Genomic DNA, 18,705 nt, shown 5'->3' with positions numbered 1-18,705 from the left:
ACCAGATCATTCGCCCGGGAGGCACGAATGCGAAGGCCCGGTGCCTGTTTCCTGACTGACCGATCCGGCGCGGCCGCCATCGAATTTGCAATACTGACCCCGGTCTTCCTGCTGATGCTGACCGGCATGCTGGCCTATGGGATTTATTTTGGCGCCGCCCATTCCGTCCAGCAACTGGCCGCCGATGCGGCGCGCACCGCCATTGCCGGCCTCAACCAGGCCGAGCGCAACAGCCTGGTCGCGGCCTATCTGGCACGAAATGCGGGCGATTATCCGCTGCTCAATCCGGCCCGCCTCACGCACACCATCGGCGACAGTCACGCCGACCCGACGCAATATGTCGTGCGCCTGAGCTATGACGCGACCGATTTGCCGATCTGGAATCTCTATCCACCCCTGCCGCTGCCGGCCAAGACCATTGCCCATGGCGCGACCATCCGGAGGGGTGGCTTGTGACCGGGTCCCAGTTCCGCCGTGATGAGCGTGGCAATATGGCTGTGCTCTTCGCCTTCGGCTTTGCTGTTTCCGCCATGGTGTCGGCCTTGGCTGTGGATGCGGCCTCGCTCTATCACGAGCGTCGCGTCCTGCAGGCCGGAGTCGATCTGGCGGCCATCTCGGCGGCGGCCGATCCCTCCCGCGCCACCGAGATCGCCCAATCCGTGCTGGCGGAGGCGCAGCTCCTTGCCCCCGCCAGCACGGATGGGCTGACCGTCCTTCCGGGCCGCTATGACCCGACCGAGCCAGATATCGCCGACCGCTTTACGCCCGGGCAGACCCCGCACAATGCCGTTTCGGTCACCCTCAACCGGCCTGGCAGGCTTTATTTCGCCGCCAGCTTTGCCGCCGTGCCCACCCTCCAGGCATCCGGCATTGCAGCGGTCACCCCCGAAGTGTCCTTCTCGGTCGGCTCGCGCCTCGCCAGCCTCAATGGTGGTCTCGCCAATGCCATCCTGTCCGGCCTGCTCGGCACCACGGTCGCCCTCTCGGTGCTCGACTACACCGCGCTCGCCTCAGCCAGGGTCGATGCGCTGGGATTTCTCGATGCCTTGGCTACCGAACTGGGTATCACCGTGGGCAGCTATGACGATCTGCTCGTCACCAAAGCCGGGGCAGGGGAGATTGCCGCTGCGCTGGCGGCGCTCACCAATGGCACTGCGCAATCCGCCTTGATGCTGCTCTCCACCGCCGGCACCGGCGCCGATGTGGAGCTGGGCAAGCTGATCGACCTGGGCCGGTTGGGTGGGCTCGAACTCGGCAGCGCCGGGGTCGCCGATCTGTCCCTGTCTGCGCTCGAACTGCTCTCGGCCGCCGCCGTGCTCAGCGATGGCGACAGCCAGGTCTCGCTCAATCTCGGCGCTGCGGTGCCGGGGCTGGTGTCGCTGCAGCTCGATCTGGCCATTGGCGAGCCCCTGCAGGGCGGCGGCTGGTTTGCCCTTGGGCCCCTTGGCACCATCGTACGCACCGCGCAGACACGCCTGCGCCTCAGGGCCGAATTGCTGGGCGGACCGGCCCTGCGCGGCGCCGGCGTCAAGCTCCCGCTCTGGCTCGACCTCGCGCCGGTCGAAGCACGGGTCGACGCGGCGACCTGTCCCACTATCGGTGCGCCGCGCGGCAGCGCCACCATCGCCACGCGCCCCGGCATATTGCGCCTGAGCATTGGGGAAATGAGCGATGCGAGCCTGGCCGATTTCGGCGTGCCCCCTTCGGCCGCCCCGGTGCGCTTGATCGATAACCTGCTGCTGCGCGTCACCGGCGCAGCCATGGTCGAACTGGCCCAGACCAGCCCGGTCCGGCTCGATTTTTCCTCGGCCGACATTGCCGCGGGCACCATGCGGACGGCGCGTACCGAAACGCTGGTGGCGTCCCTGTCCGCCGCGCTGCTCGACCGGGTCGACCTCACCGTCAATGTGCTGGGCCTGGGTCTCTCGCCGCCCCATCTCATCGCCCAGGCGGTGCGCAGCCTGCTCGTGCCGCTGGCGCCTCTGCTCGACAACACGCTCAACGCCACGCTATCCGCCCTGGGCATTGGCCTGGGCGAAGCCGATGTGCGCGTCTATGGCGTGCGCTGCGATCGCTCCGTGCTGGTGGGGTAAGCTTGCCCATGGGCCAGCGCAGAAGAAAAATCACACAATTTCGCTGCCCCCACTTCCCGACTCTGCCCTGCCCGGTCTAGGCTGACGCACGTACATCCGGAGCGCTTCCGGCACGGCTTGTGACTAGTGGGCGCGACAAATCAACAATGGGAAGCAAGCGCGGCGTTTTCTTGAAACGCTGACATGCTTTGGGAGGAGTGCGCAGATGAGCGCCAGGCGCCTCGGTATCGGCTTCATCGGTACCGGCAATATTTCTTCGGCCTATTTGAAGGCCATTCTGGGCAAGGACGGCTTGCCGGGCTTCGGCGTGCTCGACGTCAAGGCGCTTTCGGACATGCGGCCCGAAGCCGCTCAGGCCCGCGCCGATGAATTCGGCCTCAAGGCGATGAGCGTCGACGACATGCTCGCCGATCCCGGCATCGATCTGGTGGTCAACCTGACCATTCCGCGGGCCCATGTCGATGTCGGGCTCAAATGCCTGGCTGCGGGCAAGCATGTCTATTCCGAAAAGCCGCTCGGCATTACCTTTGCCGAGGGACGGAAACTGCTCGACGCCGCCAATGCGGCGGGCCTGCGCATCGGCTCGGCCCCCGATACATTCCTTGGCGGCGCGCATCAGCAGGCCCGCGCCGTGGTCGATAGCGGCGTGCTGGGTCAACTGGTCGGCGGCACCGCCTTTATGCAATGCCCCGGCCACGAAAGCTGGCACCCCGACCCGGCCTTCTATTACGACCTCGGCGGTGGCCCCATGCTCGACATGGGCCCCTATTACATCACCGATTTGGTCAATCTGCTGGGGCCTGTCGCAAAAGTCTCGGCCATGTCCTCGCGTCTGCGGACCGAACGCACCATCACCTCCGAGCCCAAAAAGGGCCAGACCATGCCGGTGCATATCGACACCCATGTCACCGGCGCGCTCGGCTTTGCCAATGGCGCGATCGTACAGATCGCCATGAGCTTCGATGTCGCTGCGCACAAGCACGTCCCGCTCGAGCTCTACGGCACCGAGCAGACCCTGATCGTGCCTGACCCGAACCATTTTGGCGGCACGGTGGAGCTGCGCAACCGAGGCCGAGACCAGGACTGGGCCGAAGTCAAGCTCGAGGCCCCCTATGCGGACGGCAATTACCGCTCGCTCGGGGTCGCCGACATGGCCGCCGCCATTCTCGACAACCGGCTGCACCGCGCCAATGGCGATCTGGCTCTGCATGTCCTTGAGGTGATGGAGGCCTTCGAGCTCGCCGCCCGCGAGGGCCGCACCGTGGAGATCAAGACACCCGTCGAGCGGCCCGCCCCGCTTGCCCAAAGCCTCAAGGACGGCAAGCTGGGCTGATCGCTGTCACGCCACCCTCGGTCCTCAGGGGCGATAGCAGTGTTCATCTGCTCCCTCCCCTTCAAGGGGAGGGATGCGCAGGTTGATGCCCCAGAGTTCATCCGCTCCCTCTGGGTAGGGTGGCTACCAATACCAGCCCAGCTCAGCGGCTGCGTCGGCATCAAAATACAGCGTCACCAGCGCATCATCGGCGGGGTCGGTTTCCCCGTCGATGTAATGGCGCTGCAACAGGGTCACCGTCTCTGCGGCCTTGTCCTGATGCTGATAAAGATAGTCGAAACAGTCATCATCATCTTCCACGCTGACGATGCTGTAGATCTCCTCCTTCAGCGCTGCCAGCGCGCGGCCCTCAATGGCCGTGCCATCTGCCCGCTCGTAACCGCGAACTGTGGGCACCCAGTCATTGCCGGTCTCGCAGATATAGCGATCTTGCCGGAACACGCCGCGATCGACAAAAGAGATGTCGACCTCTTCGCTCCAGGGGTTGGAAATCTCATAGGTCGCGTCGGTTTCGCTCACCGCAAGATAGATATCGGACCAGGCGCAATTGCTCTCCTGCAGCCGGTAGCACCAGCGCTCCGACCCCATCATCAGCACGGCCACATCGCTGATCGGCATCAGCTTGCCTGCCTTCATGCGGTCGATCACGGCCTGGCTGCCCGCGTCCTGTGCCGCTGCCGGGCCGGTCAGGCCGGCGCACAAGGCGATCAGTAAAGCTGCAAGGCGCATGGCGATCCTCCCAAGATCAAGGCCTCCACTCTAAGCTGGCAAGAGGAGCAAAGATAACCCCCCTTGACAGTGCCCTTATGTGTAACAATAAAAGTTACATGAAACGATCAAGCCGCCTTTCCATTGCCTTGCACGCCTTGGTGCACCTTCATGCCCAACCCGGCAAGCAGCTCAGCTCAGCCGCTTTGGCCACCTGCCTGATGACCAATCCGGTCGTCGTGCGTCGCATTCTGGGCGAATTGCGCGAGGCCGGCATCGTCGATTCCAGCAAGGGGCCCAATGGCGGATGGACGCTCAGTCGTGCGGCCACCGAAATCACCCTGCGAGATGTTTATTCCGCTCTTGGCGAGCGGATGCTGGTTCGCACCGAGAGCGATCCGGGCGACGTCACCTGCGCCATTGTGCGGTCGGTCGATCGGGTCATGCACGATTTTCTCGATGATGCCGAGGCGCTGCTGGCCGCCCGACTGCAGCGGGTGCGCCTGAGCGACCTGGCCACCGACGCGCTCCATGCGGGGTTCCCCCGCTTGGACTGACATTTCCAACCCCAGAGCGGGCCTCAGGCGCTGCCAGGCCTTGGCAGCGAACGGTTCTGCTCGCCCAAAAAAGGACCTGACATATGCAGGATGTCATCATCATCGGCGGCAGCTTTGCCGGCCTCACCGCCGCGATGCAACTGGCCCGCGCCCGCCGCAAGGTCACCGTGCTCGATACCGGCCTCAACCGCAATCGCTACGCCGAGAGCGCCCATAACATATTTGGCCATGACGGCACCCCGCCGGGTGACTTGCTCGCCGCAGCCCGCAAGCAGGTCCGGTTCTATCCCACCGTGCAGCTCATCGGCGCCGGGGCGCAGCTCGTTGCAGGCGCGCCCGATGATTTCCGCGTCACCACCGCCGACGGAGAAACCATTGCCGGGCGCCGCCTGATCCTGAGTTATGGCATTGTCGATGAAATGCCCGACATTCCCGGCTTCGCTCAATGCTGGGGCAAGACAGTCATCCACTGCCCCTTCTGCCATGGCTATGAAGTGGCCGGAAAACGTTGGGGCCTGCTCTATTCATCGCCCATGTCGCTGCATGGCCCAACGCTCTATGCCAACTGGACCGATGATATCACCCTGATCCTGGATGGGCACGAGATCCCCGAGGAGGAGCGCGACAAGCTCGAAAAGCGCGGCGTCAAACTGGAGAACGCCAAGCTCGTCGGCATCACCCATGACCAGGGCGAGGTGCGCAGCGTGACGCTCGAGGACGGTACGGAAATCGGTCTTGATGCGCTTTATGCCCATCCCCGCAATCGACCCTCGGCCGATCTGCATGCCCAGCTTGGCCTCGACATGAAAGACACCCCGACCGGTACCATGATCGCCATTGGCGACATGCAGGCCGCCTCCCGCCCCGGCATCTTCGCCGCCGGCGACCTCGTCACCGGCATGCATTCGGTCACCTTCGCCAACAACACCGGCTCCCTCGCCGCCATGGGCGCGCTGCACTCAATGATGGCGTGAAGCCTCTCCCGCGTGGGGCGCGGTATCACCCCACCCCCAATCCCTCCCGCTTAGGGGGAATGAGGGTGGGGTGACGGACGACCACTACGCCCTCGACCGAAACAACTACCGCAGCCAGCCCTGCGGGCGCGGATGCAGCTCCATCTGCCCGCCGGCGGTGGCCTCGTCGATTGCGGCAACCTCCTCATCGCTGAGATCGAGATTGTTCAGCACGCCCAGATTGTCCTTGAGCTGATCCAGCGTCCGCACCCCGATCAAGGCCGAGGTCATCTCCTTGCGCCTGAGCACCCAGCTCAGCGCCAGCTGCACCATGGTCTGGCCACGCGCCTTGGCGATCTCACCCACCTTGTCGACAGCCTCCAGCACGCGCGGTTCGATATGGCTGGCGCGCAATGTGCTGTTGGGATTGTCGCCCCGCGCGCCGTTGGTATTGCCGCGATTATATTTGCCCGAAAGCACGCCCTGCGCCAGCGGCGAAAAAGCGATAACCCCGATCCCCAACTCGCCGCAGGCATCGATGGTCTTGTCGTTCTCGATCCAGCGATTGATCATTGAATAGCTCGGCTGGTGGATAGTGGTCGCCACCCCCATTTCCTTCAGAATCCGATGCGCCTCGCGCGTCTGCTGCTCGGGATAGGAGGAGATGCCGACATAAAGCGCCTTGCCCGATTTGACCGCATGGGCTAGCGCGCCCATGGTTTCCTCGAGCGGGGTATCGGGGTCGAACCGGTGCGAATAGAAGATATCGACATAGTCGAGTCCCATGCGCTTGAGCGACTGGTCCAGGCTGGCCAGCAGATATTTGCGGCTTCCCCATTCGCCATAAGGGCCCGGCCACATATTGTAGCCTGCCTTGGTCGAAACGATCATCTCGTCGCGATAGGGGCGGAAATCGCGGGCCATCACCTGCCCGAACAATTCTTCCGACGAGCCTGCCGGCGGCCCGTAATTATTGGCCAGGTCAAAATGGGTCACGCCTTGGTCGAAGGCATAGCCCAGAATTTCCATGGCGCTCGGATAGTCCCGCGTGCCGCCGAAATTCTGCCATAGCCCCAGGCTCACCACCGGCAGCTTCAGCCCCGATTTGCCCGAGCGGCGGTATTGCATCGTGTCATAGCGCGCGTTGTCCGCCCGATAGGTCATGGTCTCACTCCCGATTTTGTGGCTGCGGCCGCCCCGTGACGCCGGGCCCGGCCGGTGGTATGAGCGGCGCCATGAATGCGCCCGGCTCGAAATCCATGTCCAGTTTGCCCCAGACCAATCATCCATACAAGGTGATGGCCATCTATAAATTCGCGGCCCTGCCTGATGTTGAGGCGCTCAAAGCGCCGCTGGCCGAGTTCTGTTGCAATCGCGCCATCAAGGGCACGTTGATCCTTGCCCCCGAAGGCATCAACGGCACCGTCGCCGGCGCGCCCGAGGCCATTGACGCGTTGGCCGACTATCTTTTCGCCTCCGGTCCCTTCGGCAGCCGGCTCGTTGGCGCCGAGGTGAAATATTCCTTTGCCGACACCGCGCCGTTCCTGCGCATGAAAGTGCGTCTGAAGCCTGAAATCGTCACCCTGCGCGCGCCTCAGGCGGACCCAAACCGCCAGGTCGGAACCTATGTCGAACCTGATGACTGGAATGCGCTGATCGAGCGCAATGACGTGGTGCTGGTCGATACGCGCAATGATTATGAAGTGGGTCTTGGCACCTTCCAGCGCGCGCTGGATCCGCACACATCGAGCTTTGTCGAGTTCAAGGACTATGTCGAAAAGCACCTCGATCCGAACAAGCACAAGAAGGTCGCCATGTTCTGCACTGGCGGCATCCGCTGCGAAAAAGCCTCGTCATACCTTTTGAGTCAGGGCTTTGAGGAGGTGTTTCATCTCAAGGGCGGCATCCTCAAATATCTCGAAGTGGTGCCCGAGGACCAAAGCCGCTTTACCGGCGAATGCTTCGTGTTCGATGAGCGTGTCTCGGTCGGCCACGGGCTCGAACTGGGCAATGCCACCCTCTGCCGCGCCTGCCGCCATCCACTGACCGAGGCCGACCGGGGCCACGCCGATTTTCACGAAGGCATCTCCTGCCCCTATTGCGCGGGCGAGACCGCCAAGCACCAGGCCGCCGCCGAGCGCCAGCGCCAGATGGACCTGGCCAGGCAGCGCGGCCTCTCGCATATGGGCGACGCCGCTCTCACCGACGCCGAGCGCCGCCGTCAGCAGAAAAAGGCACAGGCCGAACGTTCGCGCCGGGCCAACAAGGGCTAGCTGCGTCACTCGACGTATAGACATTGCCTATGACGCGCGCGATAGATCGGCCGTAATCGCGTCTCGCATAAGCCTTTCCAATGGACCTCGACCAGCTTCGCACCTTCGACCGTATCGTCCGCGACCAGTCCTTTACCCGGGCCGCGGCCTATCTCAACATCACCCAGGCCACCGCTTCCATGCGCATCCGCGCCCTGGAAAACCTTTTGGGCGTGCAATTATTTGTCCGTGGGCGCACCGTGACGCTGACCGATCAGGGCATGACCTTTCTGCCCTTTGCCCGTCGCATCATCGGCACCGCCCAGGAAGGGCGCGAGGCGCTGCGCCGGGTCGAGCGTGGCCGGGTCTCCATCGGTTCGCTGCGTACCCTGGTCTCACCCCTGATTACGGAAAGCCTCATCCGCTTCCAGGCCAATTACCCGTCGGTCGATGTGGTCGTGCGCGAAGGCCGTCAGGCACAGATCGCCGCCATGCTGCATGAGCGCGAAGTGGAGATGGGCATTTTGTGCTGGCCCAATATCGATCCGCTGGTGGTCGATCTCGAACCGCTCATCATCATGCGCGAGCGCGTGCCGCTGGTGGTTTCCCCTGAAGTGGCGGCCAAGTTGTCGAGCCAGCCCACCATCGACCAGGTGCTTGCCCTGGTGCCCCGCGTCATTGCCCTGCGCTGGTGGCAGGCCGATCCGGAGCGCGCCGCCGCCCTGGTCCGCCTGGCCCAGACCAGTGTCGAACTGCCCACAGGCCCCGCCCGGCGCTTGGCGATGAAAGGCGAGGGACTGGGGTTCTTCGTCAATTCGGCCGTGGACGAGGATGTGCGCGCCGGGCGCCTGGTGGAAATCTCACCGCTTGAGTTCGAACCTCTGCACCGCGACACCGCCATGGTGGTGCGCAATCCCGCCGTGCTTGACCGCCCCATGCTGGCCGATTTTGTCCGCGAAATCGCCCAGGAATGCGCCCGCGTCGGTGAAATCATCGATGATCGGCTGCATCTGTTTCAGGCTGGAAAGCCCGCCGCCCGCACGGCGGCGATGTAGGTCCGGCTCACCGGCACGATGCTGCCATCGTCCAGCTCCAGCGCGGGCCGGCCATTCTGGCGCGTGCTGCGCCTGACCGCGTCGAGCGCCACCCAATGGCTGCGATGCACCTGCAATCCCTCGATCGGTGCGGTTTCCTTGATGGCGTCGGAGAGCCGCATCAGGACCAGGCTGCTGCCCTTGTCGGTCGTCACCTCGACATAGTGATCCGCAACCGAAATGCGCCTTAATGTTCCTCGTTGCGGGCGCGGCAAACGCTCCAGCAGTGCAGGTGGGGCATGTGCCGGGTCCGGTTGAGCGGGCCGCTCCAGCACCGCGCTGACCAGCGTCACCGCTGCCGAAATCAGCGTGCAGTAAATCCCCAGTGTCAGCAGGTCAAAGCTTGTGACCCCTGGCCCGAACACGGCAATATTGATCAGCGCCACCATCGCCGCCAGCAATGGTCCGGGAAGCGCCCCGGCCAGCAGCGCTGCCAGATATTTGTTGAGGCGCGGCCGCAGCACTCCTTCGATAAAACCCACCACCAGCGTGCCGGTCAAAGCTGTGCCCAGGACAACCACGGCCCAATAGGCAAGACGCGGCGCCACCGCCAGCACCTGATAGGTGCCGAATGGCCCCACCAGTCCCACGATCAGCGCGATCACGGCCAGCACGGTCCAGAACCGGGCATCGCGCGACAGCCCCTGCAGTTCACGAAGCGTGGATTGCAATGGGCTGTCGTTCACGAATGAGACCTGCGATTGGGGCACTTGGTATTGTCGCGGTCAATCTAGCCAAGCATCGAGGTGAGGCAAAGTCTTTACCCTCACCAATATGGCGCCTCTCGATGTCTCTTTCGCCCCTGCTGCAGTCTGACCTTGTCATCCAGATCCATGCCTTCGCCGCCATCGCGGCAACCCTGCTGGGCGCCCTCGTCCTCTGGCGCCGCAAGGGCACGGCCCTGCACAAGGCGATGGGCCGGGTCTGGGTGGTGCTGATGCTGGTCACCGCCACCTCGGCCCTGTTCATCAACGACATAAGGCTGATCGGGCCGTTCAGCCCCATCCACCTGTTTTCGCTGTTCACCTATTACACGCTCTTTGTTGGCCTCAGGGCCATCATCGTCGAGCGCAATGTGGCGCGCCACCGCGCCGAGATGCAGGGGCTCTATATCGGCGCGCTGATCCTGGCAGGCGCCTTCACCTTCCTGCCCGGCCGGCGCATGCATGAAGTGCTGTTCGGCCCCGATGCGGGCTGGACCCAATCCCTGCTGGTCATCGTCCCGGTTCTTGCCGTCTCCGGTCTGGCCTGGCTCAGGATGCGGCGGCGGGTACAGCGTGCCGCCTAGGCATTGCCGATCAAAATCCCCGCCGCAAACACCAGCGATCCGCCCAATACCACCTGCATCACCGCCCGCCAGAACGGGGTCTGCATATAGCGGTTCTGGATATAGGCGATGGCCCAGAGCTCGATCAGCACCACGGCAATGGCAACGGCTGTGGCAGTGAAGAAATCGGCAATCAGGTAGGGCAGGGCGTGCCCCAGCCCGCCCACCGCCGTCATGATCCCGGCCGCCAGCCCGCGCTTGATGGGCGAGCCGCGCCCGGTCAGCCGGCCGTCATCCGAGGCCGCCTCGGTAAAGCCCATGGAAATGCCCGCGCCCACCGCCGCGGCTAGACCCACCAGAAAGGTCTGATGCGTATCCCCGGTGGCAAAGGCCGCCGCAAACACTGGCGCCAGCGTCGAGACGGACCCATCCATCAGCCCGGCCAGCCCCGGCTGCACATAGGTCAATAGAAACTGCCGGTGCTGTTCGTGGCCCTCGCTTTCCCTGCCCTCTTGGCCCAGCACTTGATCATCAATTTGATCGGCGCGTTTGGCATGGCCCTTTTCCGCAACCGCCAGATCGCCGAGCAGCTTGCGGATACCCGCATCGGTCACCTGATCGGCCGCAGCGAGGTAGAAGCGATAGGCGCCTTCCTCCATTTCCCATACCTGCTGGCGCGCCTGTTCCAGGGTTAGCGTCTTTTGCAGCCATACCGGCTTGCGGTTGAGAAACCCGCGCACATGCTCGCGGCGGATCGGTACCAGCCGCGTCCCGAAGCGCTCGACATAAAGATCAAGCAAGCGCCGCCGGTGCTCATCCTCTTCGGCCGCCATGCCCTCGAACAGCGCGCCGCTGCCCGGATAAGTCTCGCCCAGTCGCGTCGCATATTCCGAATAGATGCGCCCATCCTCCTCCTCCGCCGCAACGGCCAGGGAGAGGATTTCGCGCTCCGAAAGCGAGGCGAAGTCACGACGGTTATCGGGCCAGAGACGCAGCATGGCGTCCTCCATAGTTTAGAATGATTCCAGGAAATTTTTAGAATGTTTCTAAACTAGAGGCAACTTTCATTTGCGCTGCGACAAAGTGCAGTGCCCACTCCCCTGCCATTGATCTTGAGCAGGCCGAAGGCACGGGCTATCGAGATGGACGTGAACAGCAACAACCACAGCACAGCGCAGATCATGCTCCGCGAAACCGGCATCGCCGTCGCGGTGCTGGCGGTCTATGTGCTCCAGCTGCTGCTGCCGCTGCATCAGGCCGCGGGCCTGCAGCGCGATCTCAACGCCATCGGTTTTTCGACCCTGGATTCCTGGTCGGTCTGTCAGCCATTGGCGCAGGATGACAATGGCGACCCGCATGAAGCCGCCGCGCTCAATTGCCCGGCCACCGGCGTTGCCAAGCACCAGCTCGCCACCTTGCCCCCGCCGGCGCCGGCCCTTGCGCCTCCGGCCGGGGCCGAAATCCTCCGCTTCGCCAAGGCCTTCAGCTCACACCGATCCCTGCTGCCTGATCATGTCGGGCAATCCCGCGCCCCTCCTGTCGCGGTCTGATTCCTAGCCTCCCGGCAGGATTCCTGCCGGCATCAGACCTTTTTTGACTGGAGACGAACCCATGACCGGTTCTTTCGCACGCGCCAGCCTGGCCGCCGCCACCCTTTTCGCCCTGGCCGCCCCGGCTGTTGCCCACTCGACCCTTGAAGTTCAGCAAGCGACCCTTGGCGCCAGCTACAAGGCCGTGCTCCGCATTCCCCATGGATGCGGCACTGAAGCCACTCACACCATCCGCGTCCAGATCCCCGAGGGCTTCTACAATGTTAAGCCCATGCCCAAGGCAGGCTGGACTCTTCAGACCGTCACCGGGCCTTATGAAAACACCTATGTGAACCACGGCAAGGACGTGTCCGAAGGGGTCACCGAGATCGTCTGGTCAGAGGGTAATCTGCCCAACGAGTTCTATGACGAATTCGTCTTCCGCGGCATCTTTGCCGATACGCTCGAAGAAGGCCCCTTCTACTTCCCGGCGATCCAGGAATGCGCCAATGGCGAGGAGGCCTGGACTGATGTGAGCGGAAGCGGCGATATGCCCGCGCCCAGCCTCACCCTGGCCGCTGGCGGCATGGACGAACACGGCCATCATGGGACCATGGCCCCACCTGCCGAAACGAGCATTGGCGATCTGACCATTTCGGGCGCCTTTACCCGCGCCACCCTGCCCAATGCCCCGGTCGCCGGCGGCTTTCTGACCCTGATCAATACCGGCGCCCAGGACGATATTTTGATCGCGGTGGAAACCCCGATGGCCAGGGAAGGGCAGATTCATGAAATGGCCATGGACGGCGATGTGATGAAGATGCGTCAGCTTCGCGACGGTCTGCTCATTCCTGCTGGTGAGACCGTGGTGCTCGAACCCGGTGGTTATCACATGATGTTCATGGGGCTCACCGGCCCGATCGCCGAGGGCGATGCCGTGCCGGTCACGCTGACCTTTGAAAGAGCCGGCACCATCACGCTGGACCTGATCGCAGCCGGCTCCGCCGCCGACGCCCCGGCAGAAGACCATTCTGCCCATATGGGGCACTGACCCATGGCCCTGTCCCATATCCGCACCGTGCTCTGGACGCTGGTGGCCGTCGCTGCCCTGGGGGCCACCGGGCTCTATGTTTACACCACCATGACGCGTCCGGCCCAGGCAGTTGCCCTGGGGCAGGGCGACTATGAGCTGGTGACCGCGACCGGCGAGGCGTTCAATCGCGACAGCCTCAAGGGCAGTCCATCCATGCTGTTTTTCGGCTTCACCCATTGTCCCGACGTCTGCCCGACCTCACTGGCCGAAATGACCGTCTGGTATGAGGCATTGGGCGACAAGGCAGACGATCTCAACGCCTTTTTCGTTTCGGTCGATCCCGAGCGGGATACCGCAGAGATCATTGGCGACTATGTGAGCTGGACCGGCCATGTCACCGGCGTCACCGGCTCCCCGGACGAAATCGCCAAGGCGGCCAAATCCTGGGGCGTCTATTATGCGAAAGTGCCGCTCGAAGGCGGCGACTACACTATGGATCACACCGCCTCGGTGTTCCTGGTCAATGCCGAGGGCGAGTTCGAGGGCACCATCGCCTATCGCGAAAACAGCGACACCGCGCTCGCCAAACTGCGACGCCTGCTCGAAGGCTGAACCACGCGGGCAGATCGGCATCGCGCCGGTCTGCCCGGTCGTGAAGGCTCAGGCGGATCAGCCCCCCATGAACCGCGCCATCCGGAAGGGATGAATGTCGATCGCGGTCTCTTCCCCGGTCATCGCCTGCGCCAGCAATTCGCCGGTCGCCGGTCCCAGCGTGAAGCCGTGATGGGCGTGGCCAATCCCCACGAACAGGTTCTGATGTTTTGGGGCCCTGGAGATGATCGGCATCATGTCCGGGGTGCAGGGGCGGGCGCCCTTCCAGGGCTGCGGGTCGAGCCGCTCGCCCAGCGGGTACAATTCCCGCGCCGCCGCTTCTGCCTTGCCAAGCTGGATCGGGGTAGGCGCGGCGTCTCGCTCGGCAAATTCGGCCCCGGTGGTGATGCGGATGCCCTTGGCCATCGGCGCCATGGCATAGCCGACTTCCGGATCGAGCAGCAGATGGTTGAGCGCTGCGCCTTCGGCGCTACCGTAATGCATGTGATAGCCGCGCTTGACGAACAGCGGCAGCCGATAGCCCAGCCTGTCCAGCACATCGGGCGCCCAGGGGCCAAGGGCAATCACCGCCTGCTTGGCAGATAGCTGTCGGCCCGCAATCTCGGCCTGCCAGCCTTCAGCAATTTGGTTCAGCCCCGTTGCTGCACCGCGGACAAACGTGCCCCCCAGCGTCTCGAACAGGTTGAAATAGGCCGTCACCAGCGCGCCGGGATCGCGCACCGTCCAGGGATCGGTCCAGTGAATGGCGCCGGCCAGGCCGCCGGTCAGGCTGGGTTCGGCCTTTTGCAGCGCCGGCCAGTCCAGAACCTCAAAACCGATCCCGAACTGGTCATGGTCGCCCTGCGCTTTGCGGGCTTCCTTTTCCAGCTTTTCCGGGCTGCGGAAGGCCAAATGCCAGCCATAGCGCGATATCAGGCTCTCGGCCTCCGGACCACAGGCCGCGATCAGATCGGCATGAGTGATGATCGAGCGGCCGATCAGCGGCGCATAGCTTTGCACCACCTTGCGATAGTGCTCGGGCGAGGACTCCCACCAATAGCGCAACAATGGCGGCGCCAGCCGGGGCAGGGCCAGTGGTTCATAGCGGGCCGCGGTCGAAAGATGCAGCCCCACCTGCAGCAGGGTTTGCAGGTCGCGCGGAAACGGATGCGGCCGCACTCCCTCGCGCTGGATGATTCCGGCATTGCCGAAGCTGGTCTCGTGCCCAGGCTCGCTCTTGTCGACCAGGGTCACGCTGCGCCCGCGCCGCAGCAGGTGAATGCCGGTGGCAATGCCGACAATGCCGGCGCCAAGAATGAGTACGTCGTCCATGCCGATCCCCCGATCCAGTCACTATCGGATCAGCCTATCAGAACACCTGCGCAACAAAGCGTCCATATCGGCCGGCGCACTGCAATTCTGCGCAAGATAATCCGAAATAGCGTTTAATCTGCGCAAATTTATTTGGAGAATGGCGCTAGTGTCGCCGTGTTCGGCACATTCTGGTGCACATAGCCCAACACGCTTGCGGGCACTTCCGCGGCCAGCCAGTCACGAAAAAAGCCCAGCTTCTTGGGTTCCCGCCTTCCCTTGGCGGTCGCCAGGAAATAGCCGCGCTTGCCCCTCACCGGCAGATCGAAGGGGCGGATCAGCCGCCCGTCGCTCACCGCATCGGCGGTCATCATGTCGGCGGCCAGCAATATGCCCTGCCCGGAAATGGCGGCATCAAAGGCCAGCGAGGCATCCGAATAGACCGGGCCATTGAGCGGCAGGGCCGGGTCCAGCCCTGCCTTTGTCAGCCAGGCCGGCCAGTCGAGCATGCTGGTCTGGTCGGCAATGACCGGCACATGGGCCAGATCAGCCGGGCTTTTCACCCGGTCGCGGATCAGCGGCGAGCAGACCGGCTGATAGTCCTGTCCGCCGATCAGGCTTACATCGACGCCCGGCCAGGTCCCGTCGCCATAGCGCACGCCGCAATCAATATCGGGCCGGCTCAGATCCAGCATCGCCCCGGTCACCGTCAGCCGCACTTCCAGGCCCGGATAGAGCGCGGAGAATTTGTTGACCCGCCAGATCAGCCAGCGCGAGGCAAACACACTTCCCACCGTCACGTTGAGCACGCCCTCATGCGCACCGGTCAGGCTCGCCAGACCATCCTGCAACTGGGTGAAGCCGCCGGTCAGTTGCGGCAGCACCTGCACCAGCGCCGGCAGCGGCTTGATGCCCTGCGGCGTGCGCGCGAACAATTCCATGCCCAACCGGTCCTCGGCCCGGCGCAAATGCTGGCTGACGGCGCCAATGGTCACGCCCAGCTCCTCGGCCGCCGGCGCCAGCGCTCCGCGACGGGCGACAATTTCGATGGCGCGCAGCGCATTGAGCGGTATGGGGAAGGGATTTGCCATATAGATTTTCTATATCGGTGTGCAGGCCTTGTCCATTGTCGCCGCCTCTCTGCCGGCGCATTATGAGGCCATATCAACCCAAATAGCATTTCCGGAGACAGAAAATGTCGTTCCTGACCCGCCTTCTGGCGTGGTTCGGCAAGGCCATGCCGTCACGCCCACGCACACCTCATCCCGATTGCCTGTCCGTGCAGGACTGGGCCGATCTGCCGCCCCACCATCCGCGCTGCGACCCGTGCTGATCACCGGCAGGCCAGCCACCCCCTGCACAAAAGCCGTGCTTAACCCCCGCTAAACCATCTTTCTTGGCCACCGCGCTTCTGCTATCAGCGCGCCATGACCACGCCGCTCAAGAATATCCGCAATTTCTCCATCGTCGCCCATATCGACCATGGCAAATCCACCCTGGCCGATCGTCTGATCCAGATGACGGGCGGGCTCGACCTGCGCGAGATGAAGGCCCAGGTGCTCGATTCGATGGATATCGAGCGCGAGCGCGGCATCACCATCAAGGCGCAGACGGTGCGCCTCAAATACAAGGCCGAAGATGGCGAGGATTATATCCTCAACCTCATCGACACCCCCGGCCATGTCGACTTCGCCTATGAAGTCTCCCGGTCGATGGCCGCCGTCGAAGGCTCCCTGCTCGTGGTCGATGCCAGCCAGGGCGTCGAGGCGCAGACCCTGGCCAATGTCTATCACGCCATCGACGCCAATCACGAAATCGTCCCGGTCCTGAACAAGGTCGATCTGCCCGCTGCCGATGTCGAGCGCGTCAAGACCCAGATCGAGGACGTCATCGGCATCGACGCTTCCGAGGCGCTGGAAATTTCGGCCAAGACGGGCCTGGGCATGGAAAGCGTGCTCGAAGCCATCGTCAAGCGCCTCCCCGCCCCCAAGGGCGAGCTCAACGCGCCATTGAAGGCCCTGCTGGTCGATAGCTGGTACGACACCTATCTCGGCGTGGTCGTTTTGGTCCGCATCATCGACGGGGTGATGAAGAAGGGCCAGAAGATCCGCATGATGGCCTCCGGCGCCGTTTACGAGCTGGACCGCGTCGCCGTCACCACCCCCAAGCTGGTCGAGGTCAAGGAGCTGACCCCGGGCGAATTGGGCGTTTTCACCGCCTCGATCAAGGAAGTGGCCGATACCAATGTCGGCGACACCATCACCGAGGACAAAAAGCCCACCGACAAGGCACTGCCCGGCTTCCGCCCGGCCCAGCCCGTGGTGTTCTGCGGCCTCTTCCCGGTCGATGCCTCCGATTTTGACGAGCTGCGCGCCGCCATGGGCAAGCTGCGTTTGAACGACGCCAGCTTCTCCTTCGAGATGGAAACCAGCGCCGCCCTCGGCTTCGGCTTCCGCTGCGGCTTTTTGGGCCTCTTGCACCTCGAAATCATCCAGGAGCGCCTCTCCCGCGAGTTCGATCTTGATCTCATCGCCACCGCCCCCTCGGTGGTCTACGAGGTCGAAATGACCAATGGCGAGACGCAATATCTGCACAATCCCGCCGATCTGCCCGATGTGATGAAGATCGCCGAAATCCGCGAACCCTGGATCAAGGCGACCATTCTCACCCCCGACGAATATCTCGGCGCCATCCTCAAGCTCTGCCAGGACCGCCGCGGCATCCAGACCAATCTGAGCTATGTCGGCCAGCGCGCCATGGTCGAGTATGAACTGCCGCTTAACGAGGTGGTGTTCGATTTCTACGATCGCCTGAAGTCGATCTCAAAAGGCTATGCCAGCTTTGACTATCAACTGGCCGAACACCGCGCCGGCGACCTGGTCAAACTCTCGATCCTGGTCAATGCCGAGCCGGTCGATGCGCTCTCCATGCTGGTGCACCGCACTGTCGCTGAGTCACGTGGCCGCGTCATGTGCGAAAAGCTCAAGGAGCTGATCCCGCCGCATCTCTTCGTCATCCCGATCCAGGCCGCCATCGGCGGCAAGATCATCGCCCGCGAAACCGTCCGCGCCATGCGCAAGGATGTTACCGCGAAGTGCTACGGCGGCGACGCCACGCGCAAACGCAAGCTCTTGGAAAAGCAAAAAGCCGGTAAGAAGCGGATGCGGCAGTTCGGGTCAGTGGAGATTCCGCAAGAGGCGTTTATCAAAGCGCTGAAGATGGGCGACGACTAAGCCGCGCAAGCGCGGCTCTTATTCCTCGCCCCCTCGGGGAGAGGGTGGATCGGCCGTAGGCCGAGACGGGTGAGGGGGGCCTTCCAGCGGCCCGTGACCTACAGCCGAATGGTAGCACGCAGGGCCCGGGCCCTAAACGGGCACAATGACACCCCCACCCAGCCTCCCCCTGAAGAAGGGGGAGGAGCGCATCGGGGTGCTCCTCAATATCGAACCCACGCCGTCCCTTCTCCTCCCCCTCGATGGGGGAGGTAGCGTCGCTCGGCCCGAAGGGCCGTAGCAAAGCTAGGTGGGGGTGATTTCTCGACACCACGCACCTACCAAAGACCTCAACGTGTTCAATGTCACCCCTCCCCCTATCAGGGGCTTCGATCCGGCCCGGCAGGGTAAAATCGTGTTGATTGTCGCCAGGAACTGACCCGGGATTGTCATCGAGAACTGACCCGGTTGGACGATAGTTTCCCGCGACGCGGGAACGGTCAAGTGGCGGGTTTTTCCTTCCGTGTTTTGGGTGCTGCAGCGCTCGCTCTGAAGCGGAAGCTGTCGTTGCCAGTCTCCAGGATATGGCAGTGATGGGTGAGCCGATCGAGCAGCGCCGTGGTCATCTTGGCGTCCCCGAACACGCCGGCCCATTCGCTGAAGCTGAGGTTGGTGGTGATGACGACGCTGGTCTGCTCGTAGAGCTTGCTGAGCAGATGGAACAGCAGCGCCCCGCCTGACGGGCTGAACGGCAGATAGCCCAGTTCGTCGA

At 63.5% G+C, this 18,705-nt stretch carries 20 protein-coding genes; 13 read left to right on the top strand and 7 right to left on the bottom strand.

Annotation, left to right across the window (positions count from 1 at the left end):
• Positions 1-27: 27 nt before the first annotated feature.
• From GO014_RS17745 to GO014_RS17735, 3 genes are all read left to right on the top strand, one after another.
• A complete protein-coding gene (locus GO014_RS17745) occupies positions 28-456 on the top strand; it encodes a TadE/TadG family type IV pilus assembly protein (protein ID WP_157291650.1) in 429 nt (142 codons plus the stop codon).
• Positions 453-2,093, top strand: coding sequence for a TadG family pilus assembly protein (locus GO014_RS17740; RefSeq protein ID WP_157291649.1), 1,641 nt, complete (start codon positions 453-455; stop codon positions 2,091-2,093). Before GO014_RS17745 ends, GO014_RS17740 begins: the two co-directional genes overlap by 4 nt.
• A 205-nt stretch (positions 2,094-2,298) precedes the next feature.
• Positions 2,299-3,426, top strand: a complete 1,128-nt coding sequence (locus GO014_RS17735) for a Gfo/Idh/MocA family protein (RefSeq protein ID WP_157291648.1) — start codon at positions 2,299-2,301, stop codon at positions 3,424-3,426.
• Between the two features lie 123 nt (positions 3,427-3,549).
• Here GO014_RS17735 and GO014_RS17730 read toward each other — a convergent pair whose 3' ends face one another.
• Entirely contained in the window at positions 3,550-4,155 is a 606-nt protein-coding gene (locus GO014_RS17730; RefSeq protein ID WP_157291647.1) for a hypothetical protein, read from the bottom strand.
• Positions 4,156-4,253: 98 nt separating this feature from the next.
• Here GO014_RS17730 and GO014_RS17725 point away from each other — a divergent pair, with 98 nt between their 5' ends.
• On the top strand, positions 4,254-4,691 hold the full coding sequence (locus GO014_RS17725) for an Rrf2 family transcriptional regulator (RefSeq protein WP_157291646.1): 438 nt from the start codon (positions 4,254-4,256) through the stop codon (positions 4,689-4,691).
• An 83-nt stretch (positions 4,692-4,774) separates the two neighbouring features.
• Positions 4,775-5,665, top strand: a complete 891-nt coding sequence (locus GO014_RS17720) for an NAD(P)/FAD-dependent oxidoreductase (RefSeq protein ID WP_157291645.1) — start codon at positions 4,775-4,777, stop codon at positions 5,663-5,665.
• Positions 5,666-5,770: 105 nt separating this feature from the next.
• On the opposite strand, the gene GO014_RS17715 is transcribed toward GO014_RS17720, so the two are convergent.
• Positions 5,771-6,808 (bottom strand): aldo/keto reductase, encoded by a 1,038-nt coding sequence (locus tag GO014_RS17715; RefSeq protein ID WP_157291644.1) that lies wholly within the window; start codon positions 6,806-6,808, stop codon positions 5,771-5,773.
• 71 nt (positions 6,809-6,879) lie between these two features.
• Here GO014_RS17715 and trhO point away from each other — a divergent pair, with 71 nt between their 5' ends.
• The gene (trhO, locus tag GO014_RS17710) at positions 6,880-7,917 is read left to right on the top strand and encodes an oxygen-dependent tRNA uridine(34) hydroxylase TrhO (protein ID WP_246204714.1); all 1,038 of its coding nucleotides are present in this window, start codon (positions 6,880-6,882) and stop codon (positions 7,915-7,917) included.
• 80 nt (positions 7,918-7,997) lie between these two features.
• A complete protein-coding gene (locus GO014_RS17705; protein ID WP_157291643.1) occupies positions 7,998-8,951 on the top strand; it encodes a LysR family transcriptional regulator in 954 nt (317 codons plus the stop codon).
• Here the strand turns inward: GO014_RS17705 and GO014_RS17700 are convergent.
• Positions 8,912-9,661, bottom strand: a complete 750-nt coding sequence (locus tag GO014_RS17700) for a LytTR family DNA-binding domain-containing protein (protein ID WP_179953007.1) — start codon at positions 9,659-9,661, stop codon at positions 8,912-8,914. The genes GO014_RS17705 and GO014_RS17700 overlap by 40 nt on opposite strands.
• 116 nt (positions 9,662-9,777) lie before the next feature.
• On the opposite strand from GO014_RS17700, the gene GO014_RS17695 reads away from it, so the two are divergent.
• On the top strand, positions 9,778-10,278 hold the full coding sequence (locus tag GO014_RS17695) for a DUF2306 domain-containing protein (RefSeq protein WP_157291641.1): 501 nt from the start codon (positions 9,778-9,780) through the stop codon (positions 10,276-10,278).
• Here the strand turns inward: GO014_RS17695 and mbfA are convergent.
• Positions 10,275-11,255 carry an iron exporter MbfA gene (gene mbfA / locus GO014_RS17690; RefSeq protein ID WP_157291640.1) on the bottom strand — a complete coding sequence of 327 codons (981 nt, stop codon included), beginning with the start codon at positions 11,253-11,255 and terminating at the stop codon, positions 10,275-10,277. The genes GO014_RS17695 and mbfA overlap by 4 nt on opposite strands.
• A 150-nt stretch (positions 11,256-11,405) precedes the next feature.
• Here mbfA and GO014_RS17685 point away from each other — a divergent pair, with 150 nt between their 5' ends.
• The 3 genes from GO014_RS17685 to GO014_RS17675 all read left to right on the top strand — a co-directional run bounded on the left by GO014_RS17685 (position 11,406) and on the right by GO014_RS17675 (position 13,431).
• On the top strand, positions 11,406-11,807 hold the full coding sequence (locus tag GO014_RS17685; RefSeq protein ID WP_157291639.1) for a hypothetical protein: 402 nt from the start codon (positions 11,406-11,408) through the stop codon (positions 11,805-11,807).
• Positions 11,808-11,868: 61 nt separating this feature from the next.
• Positions 11,869-12,837, top strand: a complete 969-nt coding sequence (locus GO014_RS17680; RefSeq protein WP_157291638.1) for a DUF1775 domain-containing protein — start codon at positions 11,869-11,871, stop codon at positions 12,835-12,837.
• A gap of 3 nt (positions 12,838-12,840) precedes the next feature.
• Positions 12,841-13,431, top strand: coding sequence for an SCO family protein (locus GO014_RS17675; RefSeq protein WP_157291637.1), 591 nt, complete (start codon positions 12,841-12,843; stop codon positions 13,429-13,431).
• A 57-nt stretch (positions 13,432-13,488) separates the two neighbouring features.
• Here GO014_RS17675 and GO014_RS17670 read toward each other — a convergent pair whose 3' ends face one another.
• Positions 13,489-14,742: an NAD(P)/FAD-dependent oxidoreductase gene (locus tag GO014_RS17670; RefSeq protein WP_157291636.1), complete on the bottom strand. Its 1,254-nt coding sequence runs from the start codon at positions 14,740-14,742 to the stop codon at positions 13,489-13,491.
• 128 nt (positions 14,743-14,870) lie between these two features.
• Positions 14,871-15,812, bottom strand: a complete 942-nt coding sequence (locus GO014_RS17665) for a LysR substrate-binding domain-containing protein (protein ID WP_116587933.1) — start codon at positions 15,810-15,812, stop codon at positions 14,871-14,873.
• 104 nt (positions 15,813-15,916) lie between these two features.
• Here GO014_RS17665 and GO014_RS17660 point away from each other — a divergent pair, with 104 nt between their 5' ends.
• Together GO014_RS17660 and lepA are read left to right on the top strand one after the other, a co-directional pair.
• Positions 15,917-16,054: a hypothetical protein gene (locus tag GO014_RS17660; protein ID WP_157291635.1), complete on the top strand. Its 138-nt coding sequence runs from the start codon at positions 15,917-15,919 to the stop codon at positions 16,052-16,054.
• Positions 16,055-16,148: 94 nt separating this feature from the next.
• Positions 16,149-17,954, top strand: a complete 1,806-nt coding sequence (gene lepA / locus GO014_RS17655; protein ID WP_104892377.1) for a translation elongation factor 4 — start codon at positions 16,149-16,151, stop codon at positions 17,952-17,954.
• A gap of 479 nt (positions 17,955-18,433) precedes the next feature.
• Here the strand turns inward: lepA and GO014_RS17650 are convergent.
• A partial coding sequence (locus GO014_RS17650) for an ATP-binding protein (RefSeq protein WP_179953006.1) occupies positions 18,434-18,705 on the bottom strand: 272 nt, incomplete at its 5' end.

The sequence above is a fragment of the Devosia marina genome (assembly GCF_009758415.1).
Classification (GTDB): domain Bacteria; phylum Pseudomonadota; class Alphaproteobacteria; order Rhizobiales; family Devosiaceae; genus Devosia; species Devosia marina.
Note: the sequence above shows the minus strand (reverse complement) of the source record. Positions and strands in the feature narration are given on the sequence as shown.

Coding starts and splice junctions, on each gene's coding strand:
- GO014_RS17745 (WP_157291650.1), top strand. CDS start 28: ATGCGAAGGCCCGGTGCCTGTTTCCTGACTGACCGATCCGGCGCGGCC.
- GO014_RS17735 (WP_157291648.1), top strand. CDS start 2,299: ATGAGCGCCAGGCGCCTCGGTATCGGCTTCATCGGTACCGGCAATATT.
- GO014_RS17730 (WP_157291647.1), bottom strand. CDS start 4,155: ATGCGCCTTGCAGCTTTACTGATCGCCTTGTGCGCCGGCCTGACCGGC.
- GO014_RS17725 (WP_157291646.1), top strand. CDS start 4,254: ATGAAACGATCAAGCCGCCTTTCCATTGCCTTGCACGCCTTGGTGCAC.
- GO014_RS17720 (WP_157291645.1), top strand. CDS start 4,775: ATGCAGGATGTCATCATCATCGGCGGCAGCTTTGCCGGCCTCACCGCC.
- GO014_RS17715 (WP_157291644.1), bottom strand. CDS start 6,808: ATGACCTATCGGGCGGACAACGCGCGCTATGACACGATGCAATACCGC.
- trhO (WP_246204714.1), top strand. CDS start 6,880: ATGAATGCGCCCGGCTCGAAATCCATGTCCAGTTTGCCCCAGACCAAT.
- GO014_RS17705 (WP_157291643.1), top strand. CDS start 7,998: ATGGACCTCGACCAGCTTCGCACCTTCGACCGTATCGTCCGCGACCAG.
- GO014_RS17695 (WP_157291641.1), top strand. CDS start 9,778: ATGTCTCTTTCGCCCCTGCTGCAGTCTGACCTTGTCATCCAGATCCAT.
- mbfA (WP_157291640.1), bottom strand. CDS start 11,255: ATGCTGCGTCTCTGGCCCGATAACCGTCGTGACTTCGCCTCGCTTTCG.
- GO014_RS17680 (WP_157291638.1), top strand. CDS start 11,869: ATGACCGGTTCTTTCGCACGCGCCAGCCTGGCCGCCGCCACCCTTTTC.
- GO014_RS17675 (WP_157291637.1), top strand. CDS start 12,841: ATGGCCCTGTCCCATATCCGCACCGTGCTCTGGACGCTGGTGGCCGTC.
- GO014_RS17670 (WP_157291636.1), bottom strand. CDS start 14,742: ATGGACGACGTACTCATTCTTGGCGCCGGCATTGTCGGCATTGCCACC.
- GO014_RS17665 (WP_116587933.1), bottom strand. CDS start 15,812: ATGGCAAATCCCTTCCCCATACCGCTCAATGCGCTGCGCGCCATCGAA.
- GO014_RS17660 (WP_157291635.1), top strand. CDS start 15,917: ATGTCGTTCCTGACCCGCCTTCTGGCGTGGTTCGGCAAGGCCATGCCG.
- lepA (WP_104892377.1), top strand. CDS start 16,149: ATGACCACGCCGCTCAAGAATATCCGCAATTTCTCCATCGTCGCCCAT.